The sequence below is a fragment of the Nitratireductor sp. XY-223 genome (assembly GCF_004959855.1).
Lineage (GTDB): Bacteria > Pseudomonadota > Alphaproteobacteria > Rhizobiales > Rhizobiaceae > Hoeflea_A.
This window is the reverse complement of the sequence record NZ_SPNT01000008.1, coordinates 47,194-69,708: the sequence shown is the minus strand read 5'-3', so window position 1 is coordinate 69,708 and position 22,515 is coordinate 47,194. Positions and strand designations below refer to the sequence as shown.

The following is a 22,515-nucleotide window of genomic DNA, read 5'->3' as shown; positions in this document are numbered from 1 at the left end:
CCCACTCGATGATCAATGGGGTGGGTAAATCTCTGACAGCAAAATGGCCGTCATGGCGATGACATCCAATTGGTCGGCGGCGAGTTAGATCATCTTTGATCAGGACAATTGCACATAAGTGGTGTGTCCCTTCACATATGCTTCGAAAGGAAAACAGCCGTGCGTTTGTGCGCTTGTTCGGCCGCTTCGGCGATGTAGTCCGCAGGCCGCGCGTCGTTGGCGAAGGCGTGACCGGCTCCCGGGTAAAGATGCACTTCCATGTCCGGAAAAAAGGCTTGGGCAGCCGCGAGCATGTCTGCCGGAACATGGCCATCAGCATCCCCCCAATGGCCTTGAACAGGCACTTGTATCGGTGCGATCTGATAGTGCGGCAAACGCGTGCCGTAAAAGGACACTGCTGCCGCGATATCAAGAATCTGCGCGGCCCGAATGGCCAACGCACCACCCCAGCAAAACCCGATAACGCCGACATTATCGCCCTTGGCCTTCAAATGCTGAACAGCTGCATCGACATCCAAAATGACCTTCTCCGGGTTGCATGACAGCATCATTTCGCGGCCGCGCGGCGCCTCCGTGAACGGAACCACCGTCTCCTTCTGCACCCGATCAAAAAGGGCGGGAACGACCACGTCATACCCCAGAGCCGCATAGCGTTCCGCCACCCCCTTGAGCTGGTCCGTGACGCCAAATATCTCCTGCAGAACAACAAGCCCGCCCTTTCGCGCACCTTCTGCAGGCACCATCCAGCACGCCAGTCTGTGACCATCCGCCGCCGCCAGTTCAATTCGCATGGTTCTCCAGTCTCCTATGTGAAGCATGTTCAGGCTTCGGCCTCCGACAAAGGTCACCTGCCGGTGTGTCGCGCGGATCGCTCATAGCTCGGATGCGAGTCATTTTTTCCGTTCCAGTTCATGGCAATATGCGCTGCAAGGACGAGACTCGCAGCAACAATTCCGATCCACATAATCGTGGGGACTTTCCAAAGGATCAAAACCGCCAGGACCAGACGGATTGCCACCTCCCATCGTGACATCGGTCCAATGTCGAACCGGGTCAGGGCGGACGCGATCAGATAGAGTGAAAGGGCCAGCCGGAGGACCAGAAAAGCCAGCGCTGCCCCGTTGAATTGACCGGTGTATCCCTCGATCAGGACACTGCGGCCGTTGTCGTCCTTGATGGTGATCGCGTCCTCAATGAGCAGAAGCTCCGGATACCACGCAAAGACAAACGGGATGGTGAACATCACAATGCCCACCCGCACTGCTGCGAACGCCGTGCGCATGGGTTCGGTTTGTGCGACGGATGCGGCCGCGAAAGCGGCAATGGCGACGGGCGGAGTGATGGCCGAGGCAACCGCGAAATAAAACACGAACATGTTGGCGGTGAAGTAACTTATGCCAAGACTGGAAAGAAGCGGTCCCATCAGAAGCGCCACATTCACATAGGCCGGAACCGTGGGCATCCCCATGCCGAGCAAGATCGCGCTCAACATCGCACAGATCAAAGCCAGCATCAGATACACACCACCGACAATCCGCACCTCTTGACCGAAGACGTGCAATGTCTGCGCGCGCTCCAGCCATGTGTTGACACCTCGGGTCAATTCACCGGTCAGACCGCTTTCATTGAGGAAGGCGGCGATGATCGACACAGCGAAAAGCAGCAGGAACAGTCGCGAGAGGAGAATGCCGCCTTCGCCCAGGGACACCAGTATCCGCGATGGCCGCGCCCGCGTATCGGGGTCAAGAAGCAGAAGCGGTATCAGTACGGCAACCGCCCACCAGCCCGCGGACACCGCGTCGCCGGTGGCGTTTACGATGGTCTGCATCACACCAGCGGGCAAAATCGCGGCCAGAACGCTGTTGCCCAAAGCATCTTTGTTGCCCAGGAGCAGGACGAGGATCGTCAAGATCGGTATAACGATTATGACAAGGTTCAACCAGTCCTGCCGAACCATGACCAGGTCATCGGGGACCTTGCGCACGGGTTCGACCCTCTCGCGGCGCGCCTGAAACATCACCGCCAGGAACAAAGAGAAAAAGAACGCGAGCGCGGGGATAAAAGCTGCCGTGATGACTTTCGCGTATGGCACTGCGGTGAGGGCCACCAGAACAAACGCGGCCACGCCCATAACGGGCGGCATGATCTGTCCGCCGGACGACGCTGCCGCCTCGACGCCACCGGCGAACTGGGGCGAAAACCCGTTGCGCCGCATCATCGGTATCGTAAGCCTTCCGGTGGACAGGACATTCGTCACCGGGCCGCCGGTGATCGTTCCGAAAACGGCGGAAGACGCGATTGCTGCGTGGGCCGGGCCGCCTCTCAGGTTGCGCGTCCATCGCACCGCCGCCTTGATCAGCGAGACGCCGCCGGCGGAGGTCCCGAAAAGCGCGCCCAAAATCACATAGGGAAATACCTGGTTGATCACGATGTCCATAAACCGGCCCATGAACCCGTCGGGCGTTATGAACACATTGGTTGCCTTCTGGATCGCCGCCGTGAGGGGATCACCCCCGTCGGCCCCCAGCTTGGTCACGAGAAAGTTGTTTTCGCTGATGCCAAAAAACCAGATCAGCGCTGTCGCAACGGTGTAGAGAACCACCACACTTGCGACGATCACCAGGGGCAGTCCCCATACGCGAATGCTGTAAAGGAAGAACAGCGCGATGATCGCAAAAAGCAGCGGAATGATCCAGATTCCGAAGCGCGCCTGACAAGCCGGCACCTCCGCTTCGAGCGTGATGCCCGGGATCGCGTCCGTCGACCGCTCCAGCGCGTCCTGGATCAACCGTTGCCGCTCGCCGGTGATTTGGTCGATGAGACAGATCGAGTCGATTTCGACCCAGAACCCGATGGCACCGAGGATCGCGGCCGTGACCAGGCCTATGTCGAGCGCCGCTCCAAGCCATGCCCTGCGAGGCCGCTCCTTTTTCCATGCGCGATAGACGCTGGCGTCGAGCGCGACGATCAGCATCATCAACGCAAAAAGAGGCGGGTAGAGATATTCGGGCGGGAATCCCGATACCCGGAAAAAGCGTATGCCTGTGACTTCGCGCGCCCAATCCTGCAGGCCGGGAATTTCCGGCATCGTATTCACCATGCCGACGACGACCAACATCACAGCAAGGCACAATGCGAGGCGCCGCCCGAATGGGGATTTCGATGTGATCTGTGTCATGGGTCTGAACTGGTATGGTTGCGAGGGCGGCCGGGCATACGCCCGACCGCCGCGGTGTCAGGTCAGGGCCGCAAGCAGTCTGCGATGTTGTGACCCGCGTCCTCATAGGCGCGGATCGCACCGGGATGCATCTTCATCTGAACAGGGCCGCAGGCGCCTTCGCGGACGCCGTCGATATCGCCGAAGCTCAGGAACAGATATTGCCCGATTGGGGCGCCTGTCGCGAAGCGCTCCTCGGCGTCAAGATAGGCTTTAGTGATAGCATAGGCCAAGTCGTCATCCATCGAGGCATGCACGCTCTGTGCAAAGGCAACCGCAAACGTGTCAAACGTGTCATCGTCGGTGACGATCGTGATGTCATTGCCTTCGTAGGCCGCGCGATATTCATCCACCGGTACGGTGTAGCGGGCATGCCCCGGCGCATTGACGACCTGCTGGCCCAACTCGCTGTTCAGAATATCCGACGGCATGTCATGGATCGTGATCCCGCCCGTTGCGGCGATGGTGATTTGCCGGCCCGAGGGCAGACCTTCCGGGCTGACCCAGCCATCCACCCCGCCGCCCGTAATGGTCGAGACCATGTCCGGCCAATTGGTCTGCACGCCTTCGTATCCCGTGCCGTCCTGGAGCCCCGACAACGCCTTTATCAGCGCACGCCCCGATGTCAGCGCCGCGCCGCGCGCAGGGCCGTTCCAGATCCGCTTGCCCTCGATATTCCTGATGTCGGTGATGTCGCTGTTGTTGTAGTGGGTGAACACGAAGGCGGAGGATGACGAGAAAAACAAGGCGCGCATGTTTCCTGCAAGCTCTGCTCCTCTTTCTTCGCCGATGCCGGCGTAAGGTCCGATGCCCCGTGCCAACAAAAACGGCAAGATCATCGGCGCGGGCGTCATGTCCAGCTGTCCTTCCGCGACGGCCTGAACCGAATTGGTCAGTGTTGCGCCTTCCGTGATCTGCATTTTTGCCACGCCTGCACTTTCCAGGACAGCCGCCAGCGTAGTGTCGATGTAATGCGGGGTCGAGCCCGGCGATGTCGTTTCCGCCGTCAGGGTGACCTGCGCCGCGGCGGCAACCGGCGCCAGCGCGACGAACGAAGCGATTATGGATGACTTCAGCATGATTTCCCTCCCATGTGCCGTCAGATCAGGTGCGCCCGAAACAGGACGCCTTGCCATTTACACCAGTAAGAAAAAATTATATGACTTGTCACGTAATTCGTCAACTGCGTGACATGTCATACAAAAATAACTGCGATTTACATTGGGTAGAGAGGAGGAGATATGGGAAGCGACGCCAAGGCCCGAGCGGCACGTGTTGCCAGCCGATGCGGCAATCAGGATGCGAATCTTTTCCTGAGATTGCTCGCAGCCTCGACGGCATCGAGCGTTCAAGCCCAGCGACTGCTGAAGTCGACCGGCGAGCTGACGATTACTGAGTGGCGAATCCTCTGGGACACGGTTGAGGCCGGGCCGCTCAGCGTGCAGGACATTGCCCTGATCCAGCGCTCGGACCACTCATTGATCAGCCGCGCGCTCCCGGGGATGCGGAGTAAGGGCTACATCACCACGAAGCGAAGCGCCGAGGACAAACGCAATTCCCTGGTGCACGTCACGGCCAAGGGGCGGCGTGCCTATGAGCGCGCGGCTCCCGTCATGAAGGCGCGCCGCAGAGCCCTTGCGAAAGCGTTCACCGCCGACGAGATGGAAACCTTTCTGGGGTTGATCACGCGTTTCGAAACCCACCTTGCCGAAACCAGTTCTGATTTGGAAACGTCAAGAAGCCATGCGGTATCGGTCTAAAGCGAGTTGCGGTGCGCTTTAACAGGGGAGAGCGTGGATGGATGTGGGAGGTGCATGGGATGGCCTGGCCTTGGTCGTCGGCTCTCAGGCCTTCGGCTACCTTGGTCTGGGTATCATTCTGGGCCTGTTCTTCGGCGCCGTCCCCGGCCTTTCCGGCCTTGTCGGAATGGCGATCCTGCTGCCTTTCACGATCGGAATGGAGCCGGCATCCGCCTTCGCTTTTCTGATCGGCATGTATGCGGTGACGACAACCAGCGACACACTCGCGTCGGTCCTGCTGGGCGTGCCCGGAACAGCCGCGTCACAAGCGACGATTCTCGATGGATATCCGATGGCACAAAATGGCCAGGCGGCGCGCGCTCTTGGCGCCGCGTTCACCGTCTCCGCTATCGGAGGGGTTCTTGGCGCCGTCATCCTCGCGTTTTCGCTTCCTCTCGTGGAACCGCTGACCCTTGCCATTTCCGATCCCGAATATTTCGCGCTGGGTGTTCTGGGCCTGACCATGGTGGGCTCTTTGGCCGGGGGCTCCATGCTCAAGGGCCTGGCGGCGGCTTCCTTCGGCTTGTTGCTGGCAACCATCGGATTCGCGGAATTCAGCGGTCAGCCGCGCTATACGTTCGGCTTCACCTATCTTCTGGACGGCATCCCACTGCTTCCGATGGTGCTTGGATTGTTTGCTATCCCTGAAATATTGGACCTGGCGGTCAGCAACAGTTCGATCTCCCGCGTAAAAAGGAACATGGCCAAGTCCGGAATGCTGGAGGGCGTGAGAGACGCCTTCACCCATTGGTGGCTGGGACTGCGGTCTACGGTGATCGGTGTTTATATCGGCATGCTGCCTGGGCTCGGCGGGGCAATCGTGGACTGGGTTGCATACGGACATGCCGTACAGACCGCCAAGGACAAAAGCCGGTTTGGAAAAGGCGATATCCGTGGCGTCATTGCGCCCGAGGCCGCCAACAACGCCATGAAAGGTGGCGCGCTCTTGCCAACCATCGCATTCGCGATCCCGGGAAGTGCGTCAATGGCCATTTTGCTGGGCGCCTTCACCATGCAGGGTTTGCAGCCCGGACCGCAGATGCTTTTGAGCAATATCGACATCACATTCAGCCTGATCTGGTCGCTGGCCATCGCCAATCTCCTGGGCGCGATCGCACTGCTTGTCTGGGGCAACCAGGTTGCGAAGCTGACCTTTGTAAGCGGTCACCTTCTGGTCCCCGCGGTCATGCTGTTCACATTCATGGGGTCCTGGATTGAGCGCAGCGCCCTCGGCGATTGGATGCTCCTGCTGTCTTTCGGCGCGCTTGGGTATTTCATGAAAAAGGGCGGGTGGTCCCGGCCACCACTGGTGCTGGGCTTTATCCTGGGCGGCATCATGGAAAGCGCACTGCATCTCAGCGCGCAGACCCATGGCGCGGCATCCTTCCAGCGCCCCGTTGTCATCGTCCTTGCCGCACTTTTCGCAGCCGCCGTGGTGCTGGCAGTTCGCAGACACCGCAAGACCGGCGCAAATGTCGAGGCCACGCAAAGCGAGGGGGCCGCGATCTATGCGCATGGCCTGTCCATGCCGGTTTCACTGTTCGTCTTCGCAACAACCTGCTTTGCAGGACTGGCCGCCCTGAACTGGACCTACGGATCAAAGCTCTTCCCGCTTGTGGTGGTGGCCGTGACCCTGCCCCTCGCGGCGGCGGTCTTGTTCAACGACATCAAAAGCGTAACAGGACTGAGATCGGAGCTGTACAAGGACCTCAGGTCCTTGGCGCAAACGGAACTCACGGCGGCGCTGAAGTTCGCCCTCCTGCTATTGTCCGTGCTCCTTTTGACCTTTTTTGTGATTGGGCAGTTCCTTGCGCTGATCGCGTTCGTCATCGCGTACCTGCTGATCTGGGGAAAATACGGCGTCAAGATCACGGCAGCCTACGCCGCCGCGATGGCGGCGGTTCTTTATCTGCTGTTTGAAAAAATAGTGCCGGTCATCTGGTACCCGTCACCGTTCTTTACTTTCCCGTAGTCAAATGAATGAGGCCTGACGTGTCAGAGCAAACCGACAATTCCCATCTCAACCAACTCATTTTGATGTCGGACGAGCATACGCGCAAAGTCCTCGGCTGCTACGGAAACGCGGATGTCCGTACGCCAAACATCGATCGGCTGGCGGCACGCGGCACCCTCTTTAGCGATGCTTACACGCCCTCACCGATCTGCGTTCCTGCCCGCGCTTCGATCGCCACAGGGCGCTACATCCACCAGACCGGACATTGGGACAACGCGCACCCCTATGAAGGCACACCCAACTCCTGGGCGCATGTCCTGCGGGGCATGGGGCGCGAAGTCGGCTCCATCGGCAAGCTCCACTACCGGGACAATGATTGCGATGGCGGGTTCGGCTTCACGCAAATCCCGATGCATGTCATCAATGGTGTCGGCGATATCCTGGGGTCGGTCCGCAAACCCCTGCCACTGCGACCCAAATCGCGCAACATGGCAAAGAACATCGGGCCGGGCGATACGCGATACATTCGCTACGATACTCAAATCACCGACCAGGCGGTCGAGTTCCTTTGCAAAAGGACGCCGGATGATCCGCCATGGACGCTTTTCGTCTCGCTCATTGCCCCGCACTTCCCGTTGATCGCCCCACCCGAATTCTATGAAATCTATGCGGATCAGGGTCTTTTCCCTTCAAAACCGGTTCCGGAAAATGAGCATAAATGGCATGCGGCCATGCGGCAGTGCATTCTGTTCGACAATTTTACCGAAGACCGCACGAAAATAGCGCTCGCATCCTACTATGCGCTGGTCAGCTTTATGGATCACAATATCGGCCGCGTTCTTGATGCGCTCGAGCGGTCGAACCTCGCCGACAACACACTGACCATCTACACCAGCGACCACGGCGACAACATTGGCGAGCGTGCGCTTTGGGGCAAATCCAATTTCTTCGAAGAATCGGTGGGCGTCCCGTTCATAATGGCCGGCCCTGACGTGCCGCAAAACCACGTCTGCAGGACAGCGATCAACCTGACCGATATCTACCCCACCATCGTTCAAACGGCGGGGGATGCGGCTGAAGACGACACATCCCTGCCCGGTCGATCCCTGATGGACATTGTCGCAGAACCGGACAACGAGAACCGTGCGGTTTTTTCCGAATACCATGCGATGGGCGCGAAGTCCGGCGCATTCATGCTGCGGCAAGGCTCCTGGAAATTCATCTACTACGTCGGCCTGCCACCGCAGCTTTACAACCTGACCGACGACCCTGACGAACTGACCGACCTGGGCCGCAGCGACCAACACCAGGACGTCTGCGCGCGCCTGGAGGCGGAGCTTCGGCGCATCTGCGATCCCGAGCACGTGGATGAGCGGGCCAACCGTGACCAGGAAGCCGTTGTCGATCGGCACGGTGGCGCCGCCGCCGTGATTGCAACAGGAGGAATGAGCGGCACACCGCCACCGACCCTCTAGCGGTCCTTGGCCGATAGAAGCGGAACAATCCGCAATCTGCAAATCTCATTGCAAAACACAGGAGGAGTTACAATGAAGAGACTTAGGACAATCCTGGCATCCGCAGTGATCGTTATCGCGGGTACGGTGTCCATGGGCACCAGCGCCTTGGCGGACGGCCCGTACGACCGAAAGCCGCTGAACGTGTTCATCAATTTTGGTGTTGGCGGCAACACGGACATCACGGCCCGTTCGCTGCTCTCCCATATGGAACGCCATCTGCCGGGAGAGCCGCGCGTGGTCTTCAACAACAAACCCGGTGCCGGCGGGATCGTCGGGATCAATTATGTCGGCAGCGCCGTCCCGAATGACGGGTACAATATCGGTGTCTTTTCCGTGACCCTGATGGCCGAGATCGTGGGGGATGAGGCGTTGACCGTGTCCCATGGGGATTTCGATTTCATCGGCGGCATCCCGGAAGACTTCATCTTCCACATCCGGACCTCCGACAATCTGAAGGAACCGACCGACATCTTCACGCTGGACGAGCCGATCAAAAGCGCGGGGCACGGTCCGGCAAGCGCCAAGGACCTGATGCTGCGCACCACGCTGGATCTCCTTGGTGTCGAATACGAGAACGTTACAGGGTACAAATCCGCGGGCAAAATCCGCGCCGCCTTGCTGAAGGGGGATGTGGATATGACGGCCGACTCGATGACCGGCTATATCTCACGGGTTGTTCCCAATCTCGTTGACACCGGCCAGTCGATCCCGCTTTATTCCCTGGGCGTGCCTTCCGAGGACGGCACCATGCAACGGGCGCCCGGAAGCCTTTCAGACGTTCCAACCTTCGACGAGTTTTATGAGGCACAATTCGGCAAGAAACCATCCGGGCCGGAATATGACGTTCTGCGTGTCATCGGCCAGATCCGCGCCACAGCGCTTCGGGCCGTCGTGATCCCCAAGGGCGCGCCGGCAGAAACGGTGGCTGCGCTGCGGGAGGCTTTTGCAGCGACCCTGGAAGACCCGCTATTTCAGGAAGACTTCAAGAAAATAGCCGGTTTCGTCCCGGTTGGATTGTCGGGCGCGGATGCACAGGCGAAATTCAACGCGCTCATGGAGACCGATGCGGAAACAATTGAGTTTCTGAAATCCTATTCCGAGCAGGCACGCAGGTAACAGAATTTGTGTGTCATCTGGTCAGCCCGAACTGGGGGCTGACCCTATTCTCTGCCATTTTTTTACAGCCTCAGATCTCGGCGACAATAAAGGGAATGCCGGCGGGGCAGGATTAGAAACCGCATTCTCCTGTTGGCGGTGGTTGCAAACAGTCCGCCGTGCGTTAATCCGACAGTTACGACAAAACTCATAGTCCCCAGAAGACATATAATCAATTGCTTGTGAGAACACTGGTCAACTGCCATTAACACGGATCCACGCGCTAGCCCTTCGAGCACAGCTCTCAGGGCGTTCGTCGCTCGAAAAGGTCCACTGGACCTTTCCGTTGAAGCGCTGCGCACTTCAACCGCTCCTCACTCCCATTCGATGATCAATTGGACCGGTAATCTGTTGATATTATTGCAGATATTTCTGCGACAATTCGCGCATACCGTCAGATATACCGTCATATTTCTAAATTACTGAAATTGCTTTATTTATTCCCCTGGCCCCGCAAACAAAAAAATCGTGGGCAATCGCTAAGCGCACGACTGGAAATTTTGCCAACTTTGTCGAACAGGCATTGCAGTTCAAATCCTAGAATTAGCTCTGCTGCGCGAACCGGCCTTCGCTCGGAATTCGGCGCGAGGCTCGACGTCGGACTTTCCGCGTTCAGTGCTTTCCGAACTCCGGTGGCCGTTTTTCCGCAAAAGCTCTTACACCCTCGCGATGATCTTCGCTCAACATCGTTCGGATCATCCTGTCGGCCTCCCAGTCCAGCGCGGTCCGGAAATCGCAAAAACCGGCGCGATTGTGATTTTCTTTCATGTACCGCAGCGCCAGGGGAGCAAACCCGGCGATTTTCTCGGCGAGTTCCTTCGTTGCCGACACGAGTTCCTCATCGGGCACCACCTGGTTGAAAAGGCCAAGGGCAAGACCTTCGTCCGGCAGAATCCTGCGGTTGGTGAAATAGATCTCGCGTGCCCTTCCCGGTCCGACAAGCCGGCTGAGAAGCCAGCTGCCGCCGTGATCCCCACTCAGTCCGATTTTTCCGAAAGCCGGAAGCAGGAACCCGCTTTCGGCGCACACCCGGATGTCACAGGCCAGTGCCAGCGACATGCCGGCTCCGGCGGCTGCACCGGGCAAGGCGGCAATCACCGGTTTGGGAAATTCGTATATGCGGAAGGTGCCGGCTGTCTGCGATTTTCGGATGTGTGCGATCAAGGCCTCGGCGTCCGGTTCCCGGCCACCTCCCAAAGCACTGCCCATGCCACCCACATCGCCGCCGGAGCAGAACGCCCCGCCCTTGCCGGTCAGCACGACTGTTCTTATGTCGCTGTCGCTTTCGATCCTCGTCAGTGTTTCACCAAGCGCGCTCATCATCTCGCGCGCCATGGCATTTTTCTTTTCCGGGTAGTTGAAAGCGATGGTCGCGACACGATTCGAAACCGAGCAAATCAGCGTTGGTGTACCCGTCTCAATTACTTTTTCGGTCATTTTCAGTCCTATCCAAACCAGTTTGGAATGCGCATTCGGGAACCCGAAATCTCGTGATGCATATGCAGATCAAGCCACCCAAATGCCGAACCGGTTGCAAATGAACGTGGTGGCTGTGACGAGCAGAAGTTTCTGATGATCAGGGCAGTGGCAGGGTGGCCGATCACCTGCCTGTGCTTGAAACGGGCTTGCCCGATCGGCTTCAATTTCGATGCCTTTTGCCACGCATTAATCGATCCGGCCGTCATTGCTTTCCCCTTTGAGGCGGTCACGTCTGCCTTAAGTACCATGGGCTATCGGCCATCTGTCAACCGTAAATACGGAAAATGGACTAATATACGAAATCTGCGATCGAATTAGTGGAGGAATGTCGGCCTAAACCCGAAAATCTCCTCAAGTTATGCGAGCATATTTATGCAATTGAGTCCGGAGGGCGGATCGACGTGGCATAAGGAAAACCGTCCCGGAGCCATTGTCGTACCGCCTCGGGGCTTGTTGGTCTCTCCGGGCCGAGATGACTGAATGGGATCGTTTTCTGGTTCTGTAGCATTCGGTCCACACTGGCAGCCCAGACGCGTATTGCTTCGAAAACCATGTGGCCGGGCGCGCAGGGAATTATAATATAAAAGCAGCTTCTTATCGCGCTTCCAACATCGCGCCGGACCTTACATCTGTCTCGCCCTCAACTGTCTCGGTTGCCGATTTAGAAAACGCTCTGGCGTGCAGAGGCGGCCGTGATTGCAGTTCGTCGAATTCTGTAAATGAGTTATGGATCCGGGCCGCAGTTTTCCCGCCCTATTGACATATCAGGGTCTTTTGTGATCGTATATAAGAAATAAATTCATATATCAGAACGAACAGTTGAACCGCAATTTCCAGACAGGGCACGGCATCCATGAGTTTCACAAATGAGGAACAGCACTCGGAAATCCGTCAACAGGTCAAGGCGCTCTGCTCCCGGTTCGACGATGAATACTGGCTGAATCTCGACACCAAGGGCGGGTTTCCGGAAGATTTCTATAAGGAAATGGCCCGCGGAGGATGGCTTGGGATCGCCATGCCCGAGGAGTATGGCGGATCGGGATTGGGTATTACCGAGGCGGCCGCAATGCTTCAGGAGGTTGCCGAGGTCGGCGGCCTAAGCGCGGCATCATCCATTCACCTCAATATTTTCGGATTGCAGCCCGTTGTCGTATTCGGCACCGAGGAACAAAAGCAACGTATGCTGGCTCCGCTCATCAGCGGTGACGCAAAAGCATGCTTCGCAGTTACCGAGCCGACCACCGGCTTGAACACGACAAAACTGAAAACGAAGGCCGTTCGCAAAGGCGACACCTACTACATTTCCGGGCAGAAGGTCTGGATTTCCACGGCGCAGGTCGCCGACTACATGATGATCATCGCCCGCACCACGCCGATTGAGGAGGTGGAGCGACCGACGGAAGGGCTTTCCCTCTTTTATACCAAGCTCGATCGAAAATACGTGGATGTCCGCGAGATCGACAAGATGGGCCGCAAAGCGGTCGATTCAAACGAGCTCTTCATCGACGGGCTTCCGGTTCCGGTTGAAGACCGGATCGGAGAGGAGGGGCAAGGCTTCAAGTACATTCTGCACGGGATCAATCCCGAGCGCATCCTTGTCTCTGCGGAAGCGGTCGGCATAGGACGATCGGCTCTTTCGCGTGCCGCACGCTACGCACGCGAAAGGGTCGTGTTTGGTCGGCCGATCGGCGCCAACCAGGGCATACAGCACCCGCTGGCGCGTTCATGGGTGGAGCTCGAGGCTTCGAACCTGCTGACATTCAATGCTGCCCGACTTTACGACGCGGGGATTTCCTGCGGCCCGGAAGCTAACGCCGCCAAGCTGATGGCGTCCGAATCCGCATTCACGGCATGTGAAAACGCAGTGCTGACCCATGGCGGTTTCGGCTACGCGAAAGAATATCACGTGGAACGGCTGCTTCGGGAAATCATGATACTGCGCATTGCGCCAGTAAGTCCGCAGTTAATCCTGTGCAACATCGCAGAAAAAATCCTAGATCTTCCAAAATCATACTAGTTATCTTCATGCGTACTATTCGATCATTACTCTTTACACCCGCAAGCAAGCCAGGCTGGATCGACAAAGCGGCTCATAGCGGCGCGGATGCCATAATTTTGGACCTGGAAGACAGTGTTCCCGCAAGCGCAAAGGCAGAGGCGCTCGCGGTGGCCGCCGACAAGGTCAAGGAACTGTCACGGGCGGGGCAGCGTGTCTACGTTCGCATCAATCGCCTGGTGCATATTTACGATTTCAATGAGATTCTCCGCCTGGCGCAGCCGGGCCTGGAAGGCATCGTGCTGCCGAAGCCCAATGACATGTCCGACATAGATGTCGCGCATGCAATGGTGAGCGAAGCCGAGAGCCGCGCTGGATTGCCTTTGAATAGTATCGTGTTCGCAGCCGTGCTTGAGACTGCGAATTCGCTTGTTCTTGCCCGCGAAATAGCGCGTCACCCGCGTGTCGCGCTGTTGATCGCGGCGAGTTCTAAAAACGGCGATGTTTCAAGGTCACTCGGATTTCAGTGGTCGCTGGAAGGTCTGGAGACTCTTTATTTGCGTTCAAGTGCGGTCGCTGCGGCGCGCGCGGCTGGAAAACTTGCCATCGGCGGCCTTTGGCAGGACGTCCACGACCTGAAGGGACTTTCAAGTTGGGCTGCATTCAACCGCCAGCTTGGCTTTCATGGCGAACTGGCTCTGCACCCGTCCAATGTACCGGTAATCAACGCTGCCTTCTCACCATCGCAGCAGGACATTGAATATTACACGGACATGATCGCCGCCTTCGGGCGCGCGCAGGCCGAAGGAAAGGCCGCGGTCGTCTTCAGGGGCGAACATATCGATCACGCTCATGTCAAGACGGCGAACGAGATCCTCGAATACGCCCGCAATCTGGATCGGAGTTGACTGAAATGATCATCGAGAGCCCGATCGGACGCTACTTTGAGGAGTTCGAGCCCGGACAGGTCTACCGTCACGCGGTTACCAGGACCGTGACCGAGACGGACAACCTTCTGTTTACGGCGCTGACACACAACACGCAGCCGCTTCACCTGGACGTCGAGTTTTCTCGCGGCCAAATGCACGGGACGCGGCTCGTGAACAGCATTTTCACCCTCGGTCTGGTTTCGGGGGTCGGCGTTGGCGAACTCACCTTGGGAACCACCTTCGGAAATCTAGGCTTCGGAGAAATCGAATTTCCACACCCCGTTCGGATCGGCGACACAATCCGTGCCGAGACAGAGATTGTGTCAAAGCGCGAGTCCCGATCCCGCCCGAACGCGGGAATCGTCGAGTTCGAGATGCGTGGCTTCAATCAGGAGGAAAAGCTCGTTGTCAGGGCGTGCCGCAAGGCGCTCATGAAGCGCAAGACCTCAGAAACCGGCCAATCGGGAGCGACGGCATGACCGATGCATTCGTGTGGCATCCGCCCCAGTCGCTGGTAGATCAGGCCAATCTCACACAATTCATCAAGGAAAATGACCTTGACAATTTCGACCACCTGCTGTCGGCCGCAACAGCCAATTCCGACTGGTTCTGGAATGCGATTCTTGCGCGCCTTATGTTTTATCTTCCCTTCACCAAATTACGGGACGAGAGCCGCGGTATACCATTTACGAAATGGTGTGTTGGGGGACAGACGAATGTTGCTCTGAATTGCCTCGACCGGTACCGCAGCACACCTGTCTGGAACAAAGACGCGATCATATTCGAAAGCGAAGCCGGCGTCGTTGAACGCTGGACCTACCAACGATTGACGGATGAGGTTGACGCGCTCGCCGCTGGCCTGCGTGCAATCGGATGCGGCCGCGGGCAGGTTGTCGGAATCTATCTTCCCAATTTGCCTCAAGCGATCGCCTCAATACTGGCTGTCGCGAAAATAGGTGCCGTCGCTTTACCGCTGTTTTCGGGTTTCGGTGCCGCCGCACTTGCTTCCAGGCTGTCCGATGCCGGTGCGACCACGGTGATCACAGCTGACGGCACATCCCGCCGCGGACGCCTCGTGCCGCTCAAGGCCACACTCGATGAAGCTGCCGCGCAACTGCCGGATTTGGCAAGAGTGGTCGTTCTCCAGTCAGGCAAGCTTGATTGTCCGTTTGTACCGGGCCGGGATCATGACTACCAGGAGCTAGTCCTTTCCGAATCCGGCGACCGCTCAACCGAGGTGCTGGAAGCTGAACATCCGTTGATGCTGATGTACACGTCGGGAACGACCGGAAAGCCCAAAGGTACCGTCCATTCCCATGTCGGTTTCCTGGCCAAGCTGATCCTGGACATGGAATTGATGCTGGATCTAAAGCCGTCAGACCGGCTGCTCTGGATCAGCGACATGGGCTGGCTCGTCGGACCGATAATCGCTGTTGGCACGACTTTGATCGGTGCAACGATGCTGATCGTCGAAGGTGGACCGGACTACCCCGATCCCGGCCGCCTGTGGCGGCTTATCGACGAGCACCAACTGACGTTCCTGGGCATGGCTCCGACGATTGCGCGAGCTTTCATCAAGAGCGGCGGCGGCGGCATCGATCAAAGGGACCTGTCATCACTGCGCGTTCTGGCCTCCACCGGTGAAGCATGGACTCCGGAAGCCTGGCACTGGGTGTTCGAGAAGGTCTGCCGCCGCAGGGTGCCCATCCTCAATTACTCGGGAGGCACCGAAGTCGGCGGGGGCATATTGTGTGGGAGCGTGCTGCACCGCATGAAGCCATGTGCTTTCACCACTTGCATTCCCGGAATGAGCGCGGACGTCGTCGACGAACTCGGTCGGTCGTTGCCCGCAGACAAGGTGGGTGAGCTGGTACTGCGCGACCATTCCATCGGCCTCAGCCGAAGCCTTTGGAACGACGATGAACGGTATCTGCAAAGCTACTGGGAAAAGATCCCAGGCGTGTGGTGCCAGGGAGATTGGACCTACAAGGACTCCGACGGATACTGGTATATCCTCGGTCGCTCCGACGACACGCTGAAGATTGCCGGCAAGCGGACGGGCCCGTCGGAAATCGAAGAGCTGCTCACTGGAACCGGCAAGGTCGCCGAAGCGGCCGCAATCGGAATTCCGGATCCGGTCAAGGGGCAATCGGTCGGTTGCGTCGTGGTTTTGATGCCGGACGTTGCCTGGAGCGATCAGCTGGCAAAGCAGCTGGAAGCTGTGATCATTGACGGACTTGGCGCCCCTTATCGGCCTTCTTTCATCATACCGGTCGCCGATCTTCCGAAAACCCGCAACATGAAGGTCATGCGCCGGGTCATACGGGCCGCCTGCCTTCAGCAAGATCCAGGTGATCTCACTTCAATCGTAAATCCAGAAACACTTGATGCAATCGCACAGGCAACGGCCGAAGTGCGACAGGTGGGTAGCAAAGGAGACCCCGCATGACTGAACGCTTCAGCCCGTTGTCCGGTATCCGTGTCATTGATCTGTCAAAGGTTTTGGCCGGACCACTTTGCACGCAATATCTTGGTGATCTTGGCGCGGACGTCATAAAGATCGAGCCTTGCGGCGGCGATGACACGCGCGCATGGCCGCCTTTTTCAGGGCGAGACGGCGCCGTGTACCTGAGCGTCAACAAGAACAAGCGTAGCCTTGCTATCAACCTGAAGACGGATGCAGGCAAACGCGTCGTGCAAAACCTGGTCGCCGATGCCGATGTCCTGGTCGAAAGTTTCCGAACCGGAGTCACGCAACGTCTGGGCATCGACTACGACACAATGACGAAAGTGAAGCCCGATTTGATCTACGCGAGCATATCGGGGTTCGGACGAAGCGGCCCGCTTGCCAAGGAACCGGGCTACGACATGATGATTCAAGCTTTCAGCGGGATCATGAGTATAACAGGAGAAAAGGGCGGCGGACCGGTTCGCAGCGCGTTTTCTCCATTGGATCAGACGACAGGCGTGCACACCGCGCTCGGCATTCTCGCCGCTCTTCGCCATCGCGACCAAACCGGTCAGGGGCAACTCATAGAGGCGTCTTTGTACGAAACGGCGCTTTCGTTCCTTGGCTACCCCTCGCAGATTTATTGGACAAATGGTGTTCAGCCAAAGCGTTTGGGATCCGGACATGAGTCGGTGTGCCCCTATCAGGCCTTCAAGGCAAGCGACGGATACATCCTCATTGCTGTCGGAAACGATCCGCTCTGGAAGAAACTCTGTTCTGTTCTGGGCTACGAGGAGCTTGTAGACGATCCGCGTTATGCGACCAACGCCGCCCGGGTTGAGAACTTCGATGAGACGGTCGGACTGGTCGCCGACAAGGTCAGAAATCTGACGGCAGAAGAATGTGCGGCTCGCCTTTCCGAGGCCGGAGTTCCCAACTCGCTGCTGCACAGCATCGAGCAGTCTTTGAACCATCCGCAGGCGCAGGCAAGAGACATGATTTCGAAAATGCCGCACCCAGCCGTCGGCGAAATCAATGCTCTGAGTATGCCGTTGCTGTTCGACGGTTACGACCGGAAGCCGCGGACGGCTCCGCCAATGCTGGGCGAGCATACGGTGGAGCTTTTGGAAGAGGCAGGGCTGATGAGATCAGAAATCGACGATTTGCTCCGAGACGGCACGGCGCTGGCGGCCGACTAGACCGATCTCGCCTTAAACCGTCAAACAAAATGAGACCGGAGGAAACCCTGACATGAGTTTCGACTTCTCTGAATATGACCAGCTGTCATTTGACCACCCGGCTGAAGGCGTTTTGCGAATTACCCTGAATCGACCGGAACGGCTGAATGCGCTGGACTCCGAAGGACACCGCCAGCTTACGGAAATCTGGCGTGCAGTGGACAAGGACCAAAGTATCAGCGCCGTTATCATCCGAGGTGCCGGCCGCGGTTTTTCGGCCGGGGGCGACTTCGAAATGATCGAAGAACTCATAGAAGATTTCGATGCGCGTGCTCGCCTGTGGAGAGAAACACGCGATCTCGTCTACAACATCATCAATTGCGGCAAGCCCATTGTATCGGCTATTCACGGTCCAGCCGTCGGTGCGGGCCTGGTTGCCGCGCTTCTGGCCGATATTTCAATCGCTACGCCGAATGCAAAGATTGTCGACGGTCATACAAGGCTTGGTGTGGCTGCCGGGGACCATGCGGCCATCATTTGGCCCCTCCTGTGCGGAATGGCGCGGGCAAAATATCATCTGTTGCTTTGCGAGCCGATGACCGGCGAGCGCGCGGCCGAGGTTGGATTGGTTTCTCTTTGCGTCGACGAAGCCGATCTTGAAGCAAAGTCCATTGAAATCGCCTCACGGCTTGCAGGCGGAGCACCAAATGCCATCCGTTGGACCAAATACGCAATGAACAACTGGTTGCGGATGGCCGGTCCTTCGTTCGACGTTTCAACGGCGCTGGAGATGCTCGGCTTCACAGGCCCGGAGGTTGTCGAGGGGCTGGCGTCGCATCGGGAAAAACGTGCACCGGTCTTTTCACCGAATTCCCCGCTTTAGTGGAAACAAGATCGTGTTTAGACGACGCCCGGCGAAGGGCGGCAGCAACGTCCAAACCAGTCCCTTTTAAGGAGGCCAGCCCTTGAACATCCATTCTTCGCGCGACGCACATTTGCCAGATGCTTTGCGGGGCCTTCGCATTCCGGCCGTTGCTGCGCCCCTGTTCATCGTCTCCGTACCCGCGCTGGTCATTGCCCAGTGCAAGGCTGGAATCATTGGCAGCTTTCCGGCACTCAACGCTCGCGAGGCCGAGGGCGAACCGATCATGCTCGAACGCTGGCTGCAGCAGATCACCGTCGAGCTCGATCGGCACAACCAGGCCAATCCGGATCGCCCTGCGGCGCCCTTCGCGGTCAACCAGATCGTGCACCGGTCAAATGAGCGCCTGGAGCGGGATCTGGAGATTTGTGCCCGTTGGAAGGTGCCGATATGGATCACCTCGCTCGGGGCCCGTCCCGAAGTGAATCAGGCTGCGCATTCCTGTGGCGGAATCGCGCTCCATGACGTCATCAACAACACATTCGCGAAGAAAGCGATCGATAAAGGCGCCGACGGTTTGATCGCCGTCGCCGCAGGCGCCGGGGGACATGCCGGCCCGCAATCGCCCTTCGCCCTCGTTCACGAGATACGCGAGTGGTTCAACGGCCCGCTTCTGTTGTCCGGCTCGATCGCCACCGGCAGGGCACTGCTGGCCGCCCGCGCCGTGGGGGCCGATCTCGGCTATATCGGATCGCCGTTTATTGCCACGAATGAGTCAAACGCGGTCAAAGACTACAAGCAGATGCTCGTCGACAGCAGCGCCGAGGACATCGTGAGTTCGTCGCTATTTACCGGCATCTCCGGAAACTACCTGAAGCCTTCGATATCGCGGGCCGGACTTGATCCCGACGAGCTGGCCAGTGCGGATCCGCCCTCGATGGACTTCAAGAAAAGGATGAATGAAGCAAAAGCCTGGAAGGAGATTTGGGGCTCGGGCCAGGGGATCGGCGCAGTCAAGGCGATCTGCCCCGCCGGCGAGGTCGTCGATCGGGTTGCTTCCGAGTATTTTGCGGCGCTGGAGCAAGTTAGGGGCTGGTGAGCACGTGAAATGCCCGGCCGCCGGTGAAGGGTCCCTGCCCTGCAGTCGATCAGGCAACCATATTCGCGCGCCGGGAACCGGCTGTTTGGCAGACGGGCAGATAACCAAAACGGCGACAATTACGCAATTGCGGCGTCGCAGGACGACTGCGCGCATTGTCGAATGATCGGTCAAGGTCCTTCGAAAATCAAAGCCGTTCCAAATGAAAACCTGCCGGTGACGGCCAATGTGAGAATTGAAGTTTTGGGAACTTGAATCTGAACACCATTTCTGCTTTATGTATAAGTGAATAATATTCGTATATATGAACAACTATGCATGTGACGACGCAGGAGGACACGGCATGATCAATCCAATGGAACTTACCGGGCGAAACATATTGGTTACCGGCGCGGCCCAGGGTATCGGCGAGGCCGTCGCGCGCCTTGCCCATCAGTTGGGGGCAAAAGTCATTTTGAATGACCTGAACCAGGAAAAGCTTGAATCCGTTGCGAGCGACCTTGGCGAGCGGGTGGAGACCCACGCCGGATCGGTTGCCGATTACGACTTCGTTCAGGGGATGGTGCAACAAGCAGCGGACTCCTGCGGCGCGATCCACGGGTTTGTGAACAATGCCGGGATCGTGCGGGCGGCCATGGCCAAGAATATGACAAAGGAAACCTGGCAATCGGTCATCGATGTCAACTTGTCCGGCGCTTTCTATTGCCTGCAGGCGGTTGGGCAGCACATGCTGAAGCGCATCGAGGATGGGGATACGTCTCCAGCCGCGATCGTCAATATCAGCTCGGATGCGGGCCGGCGCGGCACCATCGGACAGATCAACTACGGCGCGGCCAAATCCGGTGTCCTGGGCCTCACCATGAGCGCCGCCCGGGAGTGGTCCCAGTTCGGTGTCCGCGTCAATTCGGTCCTCTTCGGCGCAGTCGAAACCCCGATGACCGAAGTCATCCTGTCCGACAAGTTTCGCGATGGCTTGATGGCACAAATCCCCATGAACCGCGTCGCCACACCCGCAGAAGTAAGCAAGCCGGTGTGCTTCCTGTTGTCGGAAGGGGCGAGTTACATGACCGGCCAGCACGTCTCTGTAAACGGCGGCTACACAATCGGTGTTTGATGCCGTGGTGCGGGCAGAGATCGGCCGCGTTGATTGGAACGCAGCACAACGACCGGGCCGGAAGGCCTGAATAGTCGCCTGCCCGCACACCCGTCCGAACGCATTGGGGAATTATTATGGCACGAGCAGCCAGGGCTTATATCGCTGGAATCTATGAACATCCCACACGCAAGGCCGTCGACAAGACTGTGCCGATGCTGCACGCCGAAGTGGCGCGCGGTGCGTTGGCCGATGCAGGGCTGAGCAAGGACGATGTTGACGGTTTCTTTTCCGACAGCTCGCTTCCCGGATTGGGCGGGCTCGGAATGGCGGAATATCTGGGCCTGAACCTCAAATACACCGATACGACCGAAACCGGAGGATCGTCCTATCTGGTGCATCTCGGGCACGCGGCAGATGCCATTGCCGCCGGCAAGTGCAATGTGGGTCTCATCACACTTGCCGGCCGTCCGCGCGCCGAAGGTATGCAACAGCTAAAAAGCGGGACGGCAAGCGGCGGGCAACCGCCGGAATGGGGCTTCGAACATCCCTACCGGCCGATGGTTGCAAACCTCTACGCAATGGCCGCAATGCGGCACATGTATGAATACGGAACGACATCCGAACAATTGGCCTGGATCAAGGTTGCCGCCAGCCACCATGCCCATCACAACCAGCATGCCATGTTGCGCGATATCGTGACCGTTGAGGACGTCGTGAATTCGCCGATGATCGCCGATCCCCTGCACCGCCTTGATTGCTGCGTGATATCGGACGGGGGCGGAGCGCTGGTGGTGGTCAGCCCGGAAATTGCAAAGTCATTGGGCGACCGTAGCGTCAAACTCCTGGGGCAAGGCGTGGGGATCAAGCACCTTAATGGCGGGCGTTTCGATCTGACCTACACCGGCGCGGCCATATCCGGGCCGATTGCGTTCAACGAGGCCAACGTTGTACCGACAGATATCGACTACGCTTCGATCTACGACAGCTTCACCATAACGGTTCTCGAAACACTGGAAGATCTCGGCTTTTGCGAAAAAGGCAAAGGCGGCGCTTTCGTTTCAGACGGAAACCTGATCTCGGGCGTAGGCAGATTGCCCTTCAACACCGACGGTGGCGGGCTTTGCAACAATCATCCGGCGAACCGCGGTGGCATGACCAAGGTCATAGAGGCGGTTCGTCAGCTGCGTGGGGAGGCGCACCCGGCAGTGCAGGTTCCTGATTGTACCCTGGCGCTGGCCCACGGCACAGGCGGCGGGATTGCGCAACGCACCGGGGCGGCAACCGTCATTTTGGGGAGCAACGACGCATGAGTAAACATACCTATCCCGACCCGGACATTAGCGTAGAGACCGAGGCCTATTGGCAGGCGGCGAATGACGGCAAACTGCTGGTCAAGAAATGCGACGCTTGCGGCAAAACGCATTTCTATCCCCGTTCCATTTGCCCGTGCTGCTTTTCTAACGAGACTTCCTGGATGGAGGCGAGCGGCAAGGGGCACGTCTATTCGTACTCTGTGATGCGACGCGCAAAGCAACCCTACGCAATCGCTTACGTAAGGCTGGAAGAAGACGTGACCATGCTGACCAACCTGGTCGAGGCGGATCTCGACGAATTGCGGGTGGAAATGCCCGTCGAGGTGACGTTCCGCAAGAGCGAAAGCGGTCAGGCGCTGCCGGTGTTCCGTCCACTGAAAGACTGACTGACGTCATTTCCCGCGACCGCGGCGGCCGGTCGGCCTGATCGGCTCATTCCAGGTTATGGCTTGAGTTTTCGGCTCAAATCTGG

At 58.1% G+C, this 22,515-nt stretch carries 18 protein-coding genes; 14 read left to right on the top strand and 4 right to left on the bottom strand.

From position 1 onward, the window contains the following. Nucleotides 1-131 precede the first annotated feature (131 nt). The 3 genes from E4M07_RS22465 to E4M07_RS22455 form a co-directional block, all read right to left on the bottom strand. Nucleotides 132-791, bottom strand: coding sequence for a dienelactone hydrolase family protein (locus E4M07_RS22465; RefSeq protein ID WP_136660651.1), 660 nt, complete (start codon nucleotides 789-791; stop codon nucleotides 132-134). Nucleotides 792-844: 53 nt separating this feature from the next. Then, nucleotides 845-3,115: a TRAP transporter fused permease subunit gene (locus tag E4M07_RS22460; protein ID WP_206057359.1), complete on the bottom strand. Its 2,271-nt coding sequence runs from the start codon at nucleotides 3,113-3,115 to the stop codon at nucleotides 845-847. Nucleotides 3,116-3,240: 125 nt separating this feature from the next. Next, a complete protein-coding gene (locus tag E4M07_RS22455; protein ID WP_169054346.1) occupies nucleotides 3,241-4,137 on the bottom strand; it encodes a TAXI family TRAP transporter solute-binding subunit in 897 nt (298 codons plus the stop codon). Nucleotides 4,138-4,458: 321 nt separating this feature from the next. On the opposite strand from E4M07_RS22455, the gene E4M07_RS22450 reads away from it, so the two are divergent. The 4 genes from E4M07_RS22450 (at nucleotide 4,459) to E4M07_RS22435 (ending at nucleotide 9,603) form a co-directional block, all read left to right on the top strand. After that, entirely contained in the window at nucleotides 4,459-4,977 is a 519-nt protein-coding gene (locus E4M07_RS22450) for a MarR family transcriptional regulator (protein WP_136660649.1), read from the top strand. A gap of 37 nt (nucleotides 4,978-5,014) precedes the next feature. Then, nucleotides 5,015-6,988 carry a tripartite tricarboxylate transporter permease gene (locus E4M07_RS22445; protein ID WP_136660648.1) on the top strand — a complete coding sequence of 658 codons (1,974 nt, stop codon included), beginning with the start codon at nucleotides 5,015-5,017 and terminating at the stop codon, nucleotides 6,986-6,988. Between the two features lie 20 nt (nucleotides 6,989-7,008). Continuing rightward, nucleotides 7,009-8,445, top strand: a complete 1,437-nt coding sequence (locus tag E4M07_RS22440; protein WP_206057358.1) for a sulfatase-like hydrolase/transferase — start codon at nucleotides 7,009-7,011, stop codon at nucleotides 8,443-8,445. A 72-nt stretch (nucleotides 8,446-8,517) separates the two neighbouring features. After that, nucleotides 8,518-9,603 (top strand): tripartite tricarboxylate transporter substrate-binding protein, encoded by a 1,086-nt coding sequence (locus E4M07_RS22435; RefSeq protein WP_136660646.1) that lies wholly within the window; start codon nucleotides 8,518-8,520, stop codon nucleotides 9,601-9,603. Nucleotides 9,604-10,254: 651 nt separating this feature from the next. Here the strand turns inward: E4M07_RS22435 and E4M07_RS22430 are convergent. Further along, nucleotides 10,255-11,079, bottom strand: a complete 825-nt coding sequence (locus E4M07_RS22430; RefSeq protein WP_136660645.1) for an enoyl-CoA hydratase — start codon at nucleotides 11,077-11,079, stop codon at nucleotides 10,255-10,257. Between the two features lie 895 nt (nucleotides 11,080-11,974). Between E4M07_RS22430 and E4M07_RS22420 the strand changes: the two genes are divergently transcribed. The 10 genes from E4M07_RS22420 (at nucleotide 11,975) to E4M07_RS22375 (ending at nucleotide 22,429) form a co-directional block, all read left to right on the top strand. Continuing rightward, nucleotides 11,975-13,138: an acyl-CoA dehydrogenase family protein gene (locus E4M07_RS22420; RefSeq protein WP_136660643.1), complete on the top strand. Its 1,164-nt coding sequence runs from the start codon at nucleotides 11,975-11,977 to the stop codon at nucleotides 13,136-13,138. Between the two features lie 8 nt (nucleotides 13,139-13,146). Next, entirely contained in the window at nucleotides 13,147-14,025 is an 879-nt protein-coding gene (locus E4M07_RS22415; RefSeq protein WP_136660642.1) for an aldolase/citrate lyase family protein, read from the top strand. A gap of 5 nt (nucleotides 14,026-14,030) precedes the next feature. Next, nucleotides 14,031-14,525, top strand: a complete 495-nt coding sequence (locus E4M07_RS22410; protein ID WP_136660641.1) for a MaoC family dehydratase — start codon at nucleotides 14,031-14,033, stop codon at nucleotides 14,523-14,525. Then, the gene (locus E4M07_RS22405; protein WP_136660640.1) at nucleotides 14,522-16,495 is read left to right on the top strand and encodes an AMP-binding protein; all 1,974 of its coding nucleotides are present in this window, start codon (nucleotides 14,522-14,524) and stop codon (nucleotides 16,493-16,495) included. Before E4M07_RS22410 ends, E4M07_RS22405 begins: the two co-directional genes overlap by 4 nt. Next, nucleotides 16,492-17,694, top strand: a complete 1,203-nt coding sequence (locus tag E4M07_RS22400; protein ID WP_136660639.1) for a CoA transferase — start codon at nucleotides 16,492-16,494, stop codon at nucleotides 17,692-17,694. Before E4M07_RS22405 ends, E4M07_RS22400 begins: the two co-directional genes overlap by 4 nt. A gap of 52 nt (nucleotides 17,695-17,746) precedes the next feature. Next, on the top strand, nucleotides 17,747-18,556 hold the full coding sequence (locus E4M07_RS22395; protein WP_136660638.1) for an enoyl-CoA hydratase/isomerase family protein: 810 nt from the start codon (nucleotides 17,747-17,749) through the stop codon (nucleotides 18,554-18,556). A 265-nt stretch (nucleotides 18,557-18,821) separates the two neighbouring features. Beyond that, nucleotides 18,822-19,634: a nitronate monooxygenase family protein gene (locus E4M07_RS22390; protein ID WP_246660561.1), complete on the top strand. Its 813-nt coding sequence runs from the start codon at nucleotides 18,822-18,824 to the stop codon at nucleotides 19,632-19,634. Between the two features lie 304 nt (nucleotides 19,635-19,938). After that, a complete protein-coding gene (locus tag E4M07_RS22385; protein ID WP_246660560.1) occupies nucleotides 19,939-20,748 on the top strand; it encodes an SDR family oxidoreductase in 810 nt (269 codons plus the stop codon). A gap of 116 nt (nucleotides 20,749-20,864) precedes the next feature. Further along, a complete protein-coding gene (locus E4M07_RS22380; RefSeq protein WP_136660637.1) occupies nucleotides 20,865-22,040 on the top strand; it encodes a thiolase domain-containing protein in 1,176 nt (391 codons plus the stop codon). Further along, nucleotides 22,037-22,429, top strand: coding sequence for a Zn-ribbon domain-containing OB-fold protein (locus E4M07_RS22375; protein ID WP_136660636.1), 393 nt, complete (start codon nucleotides 22,037-22,039; stop codon nucleotides 22,427-22,429). Before E4M07_RS22380 ends, E4M07_RS22375 begins: the two co-directional genes overlap by 4 nt. The last annotated feature ends 86 nt before the right edge of the window (nucleotides 22,430-22,515 follow it).

Bases quoted from the DNA above. Each gene is read 5' to 3' on its own strand.
- E4M07_RS22465 (WP_136660651.1), bottom strand. From the start codon at position 791: ATGCGAATTGAACTGGCGGCGGCGGATGGTCACAGACTGGCGTGCTGG.
- E4M07_RS22455 (WP_169054346.1), bottom strand. From the start codon at position 4,137: ATGCAGATCACGGAAGGCGCAACACTGACCAATTCGGTTCAGGCCGTC.
- E4M07_RS22450 (WP_136660649.1), top strand. From the start codon at position 4,459: ATGGGAAGCGACGCCAAGGCCCGAGCGGCACGTGTTGCCAGCCGATGC.
- E4M07_RS22445 (WP_136660648.1), top strand. From the start codon at position 5,015: ATGGATGTGGGAGGTGCATGGGATGGCCTGGCCTTGGTCGTCGGCTCT.
- E4M07_RS22435 (WP_136660646.1), top strand. From the start codon at position 8,518: ATGAAGAGACTTAGGACAATCCTGGCATCCGCAGTGATCGTTATCGCG.
- E4M07_RS22430 (WP_136660645.1), bottom strand. From the start codon at position 11,079: ATGACCGAAAAAGTAATTGAGACGGGTACACCAACGCTGATTTGCTCG.
- E4M07_RS22420 (WP_136660643.1), top strand. From the start codon at position 11,975: ATGAGTTTCACAAATGAGGAACAGCACTCGGAAATCCGTCAACAGGTC.
- E4M07_RS22415 (WP_136660642.1), top strand. From the start codon at position 13,147: ATGCGTACTATTCGATCATTACTCTTTACACCCGCAAGCAAGCCAGGC.
- E4M07_RS22410 (WP_136660641.1), top strand. From the start codon at position 14,031: ATGATCATCGAGAGCCCGATCGGACGCTACTTTGAGGAGTTCGAGCCC.
- E4M07_RS22405 (WP_136660640.1), top strand. From the start codon at position 14,522: ATGACCGATGCATTCGTGTGGCATCCGCCCCAGTCGCTGGTAGATCAG.
- E4M07_RS22400 (WP_136660639.1), top strand. From the start codon at position 16,492: ATGACTGAACGCTTCAGCCCGTTGTCCGGTATCCGTGTCATTGATCTG.
- E4M07_RS22395 (WP_136660638.1), top strand. From the start codon at position 17,747: ATGAGTTTCGACTTCTCTGAATATGACCAGCTGTCATTTGACCACCCG.
- E4M07_RS22390 (WP_246660561.1), top strand. From the start codon at position 18,822: ATGCTCGAACGCTGGCTGCAGCAGATCACCGTCGAGCTCGATCGGCAC.
- E4M07_RS22385 (WP_246660560.1), top strand. From the start codon at position 19,939: ATGAACAACTATGCATGTGACGACGCAGGAGGACACGGCATGATCAAT.
- E4M07_RS22380 (WP_136660637.1), top strand. From the start codon at position 20,865: ATGGCACGAGCAGCCAGGGCTTATATCGCTGGAATCTATGAACATCCC.
- E4M07_RS22375 (WP_136660636.1), top strand. From the start codon at position 22,037: ATGAGTAAACATACCTATCCCGACCCGGACATTAGCGTAGAGACCGAG.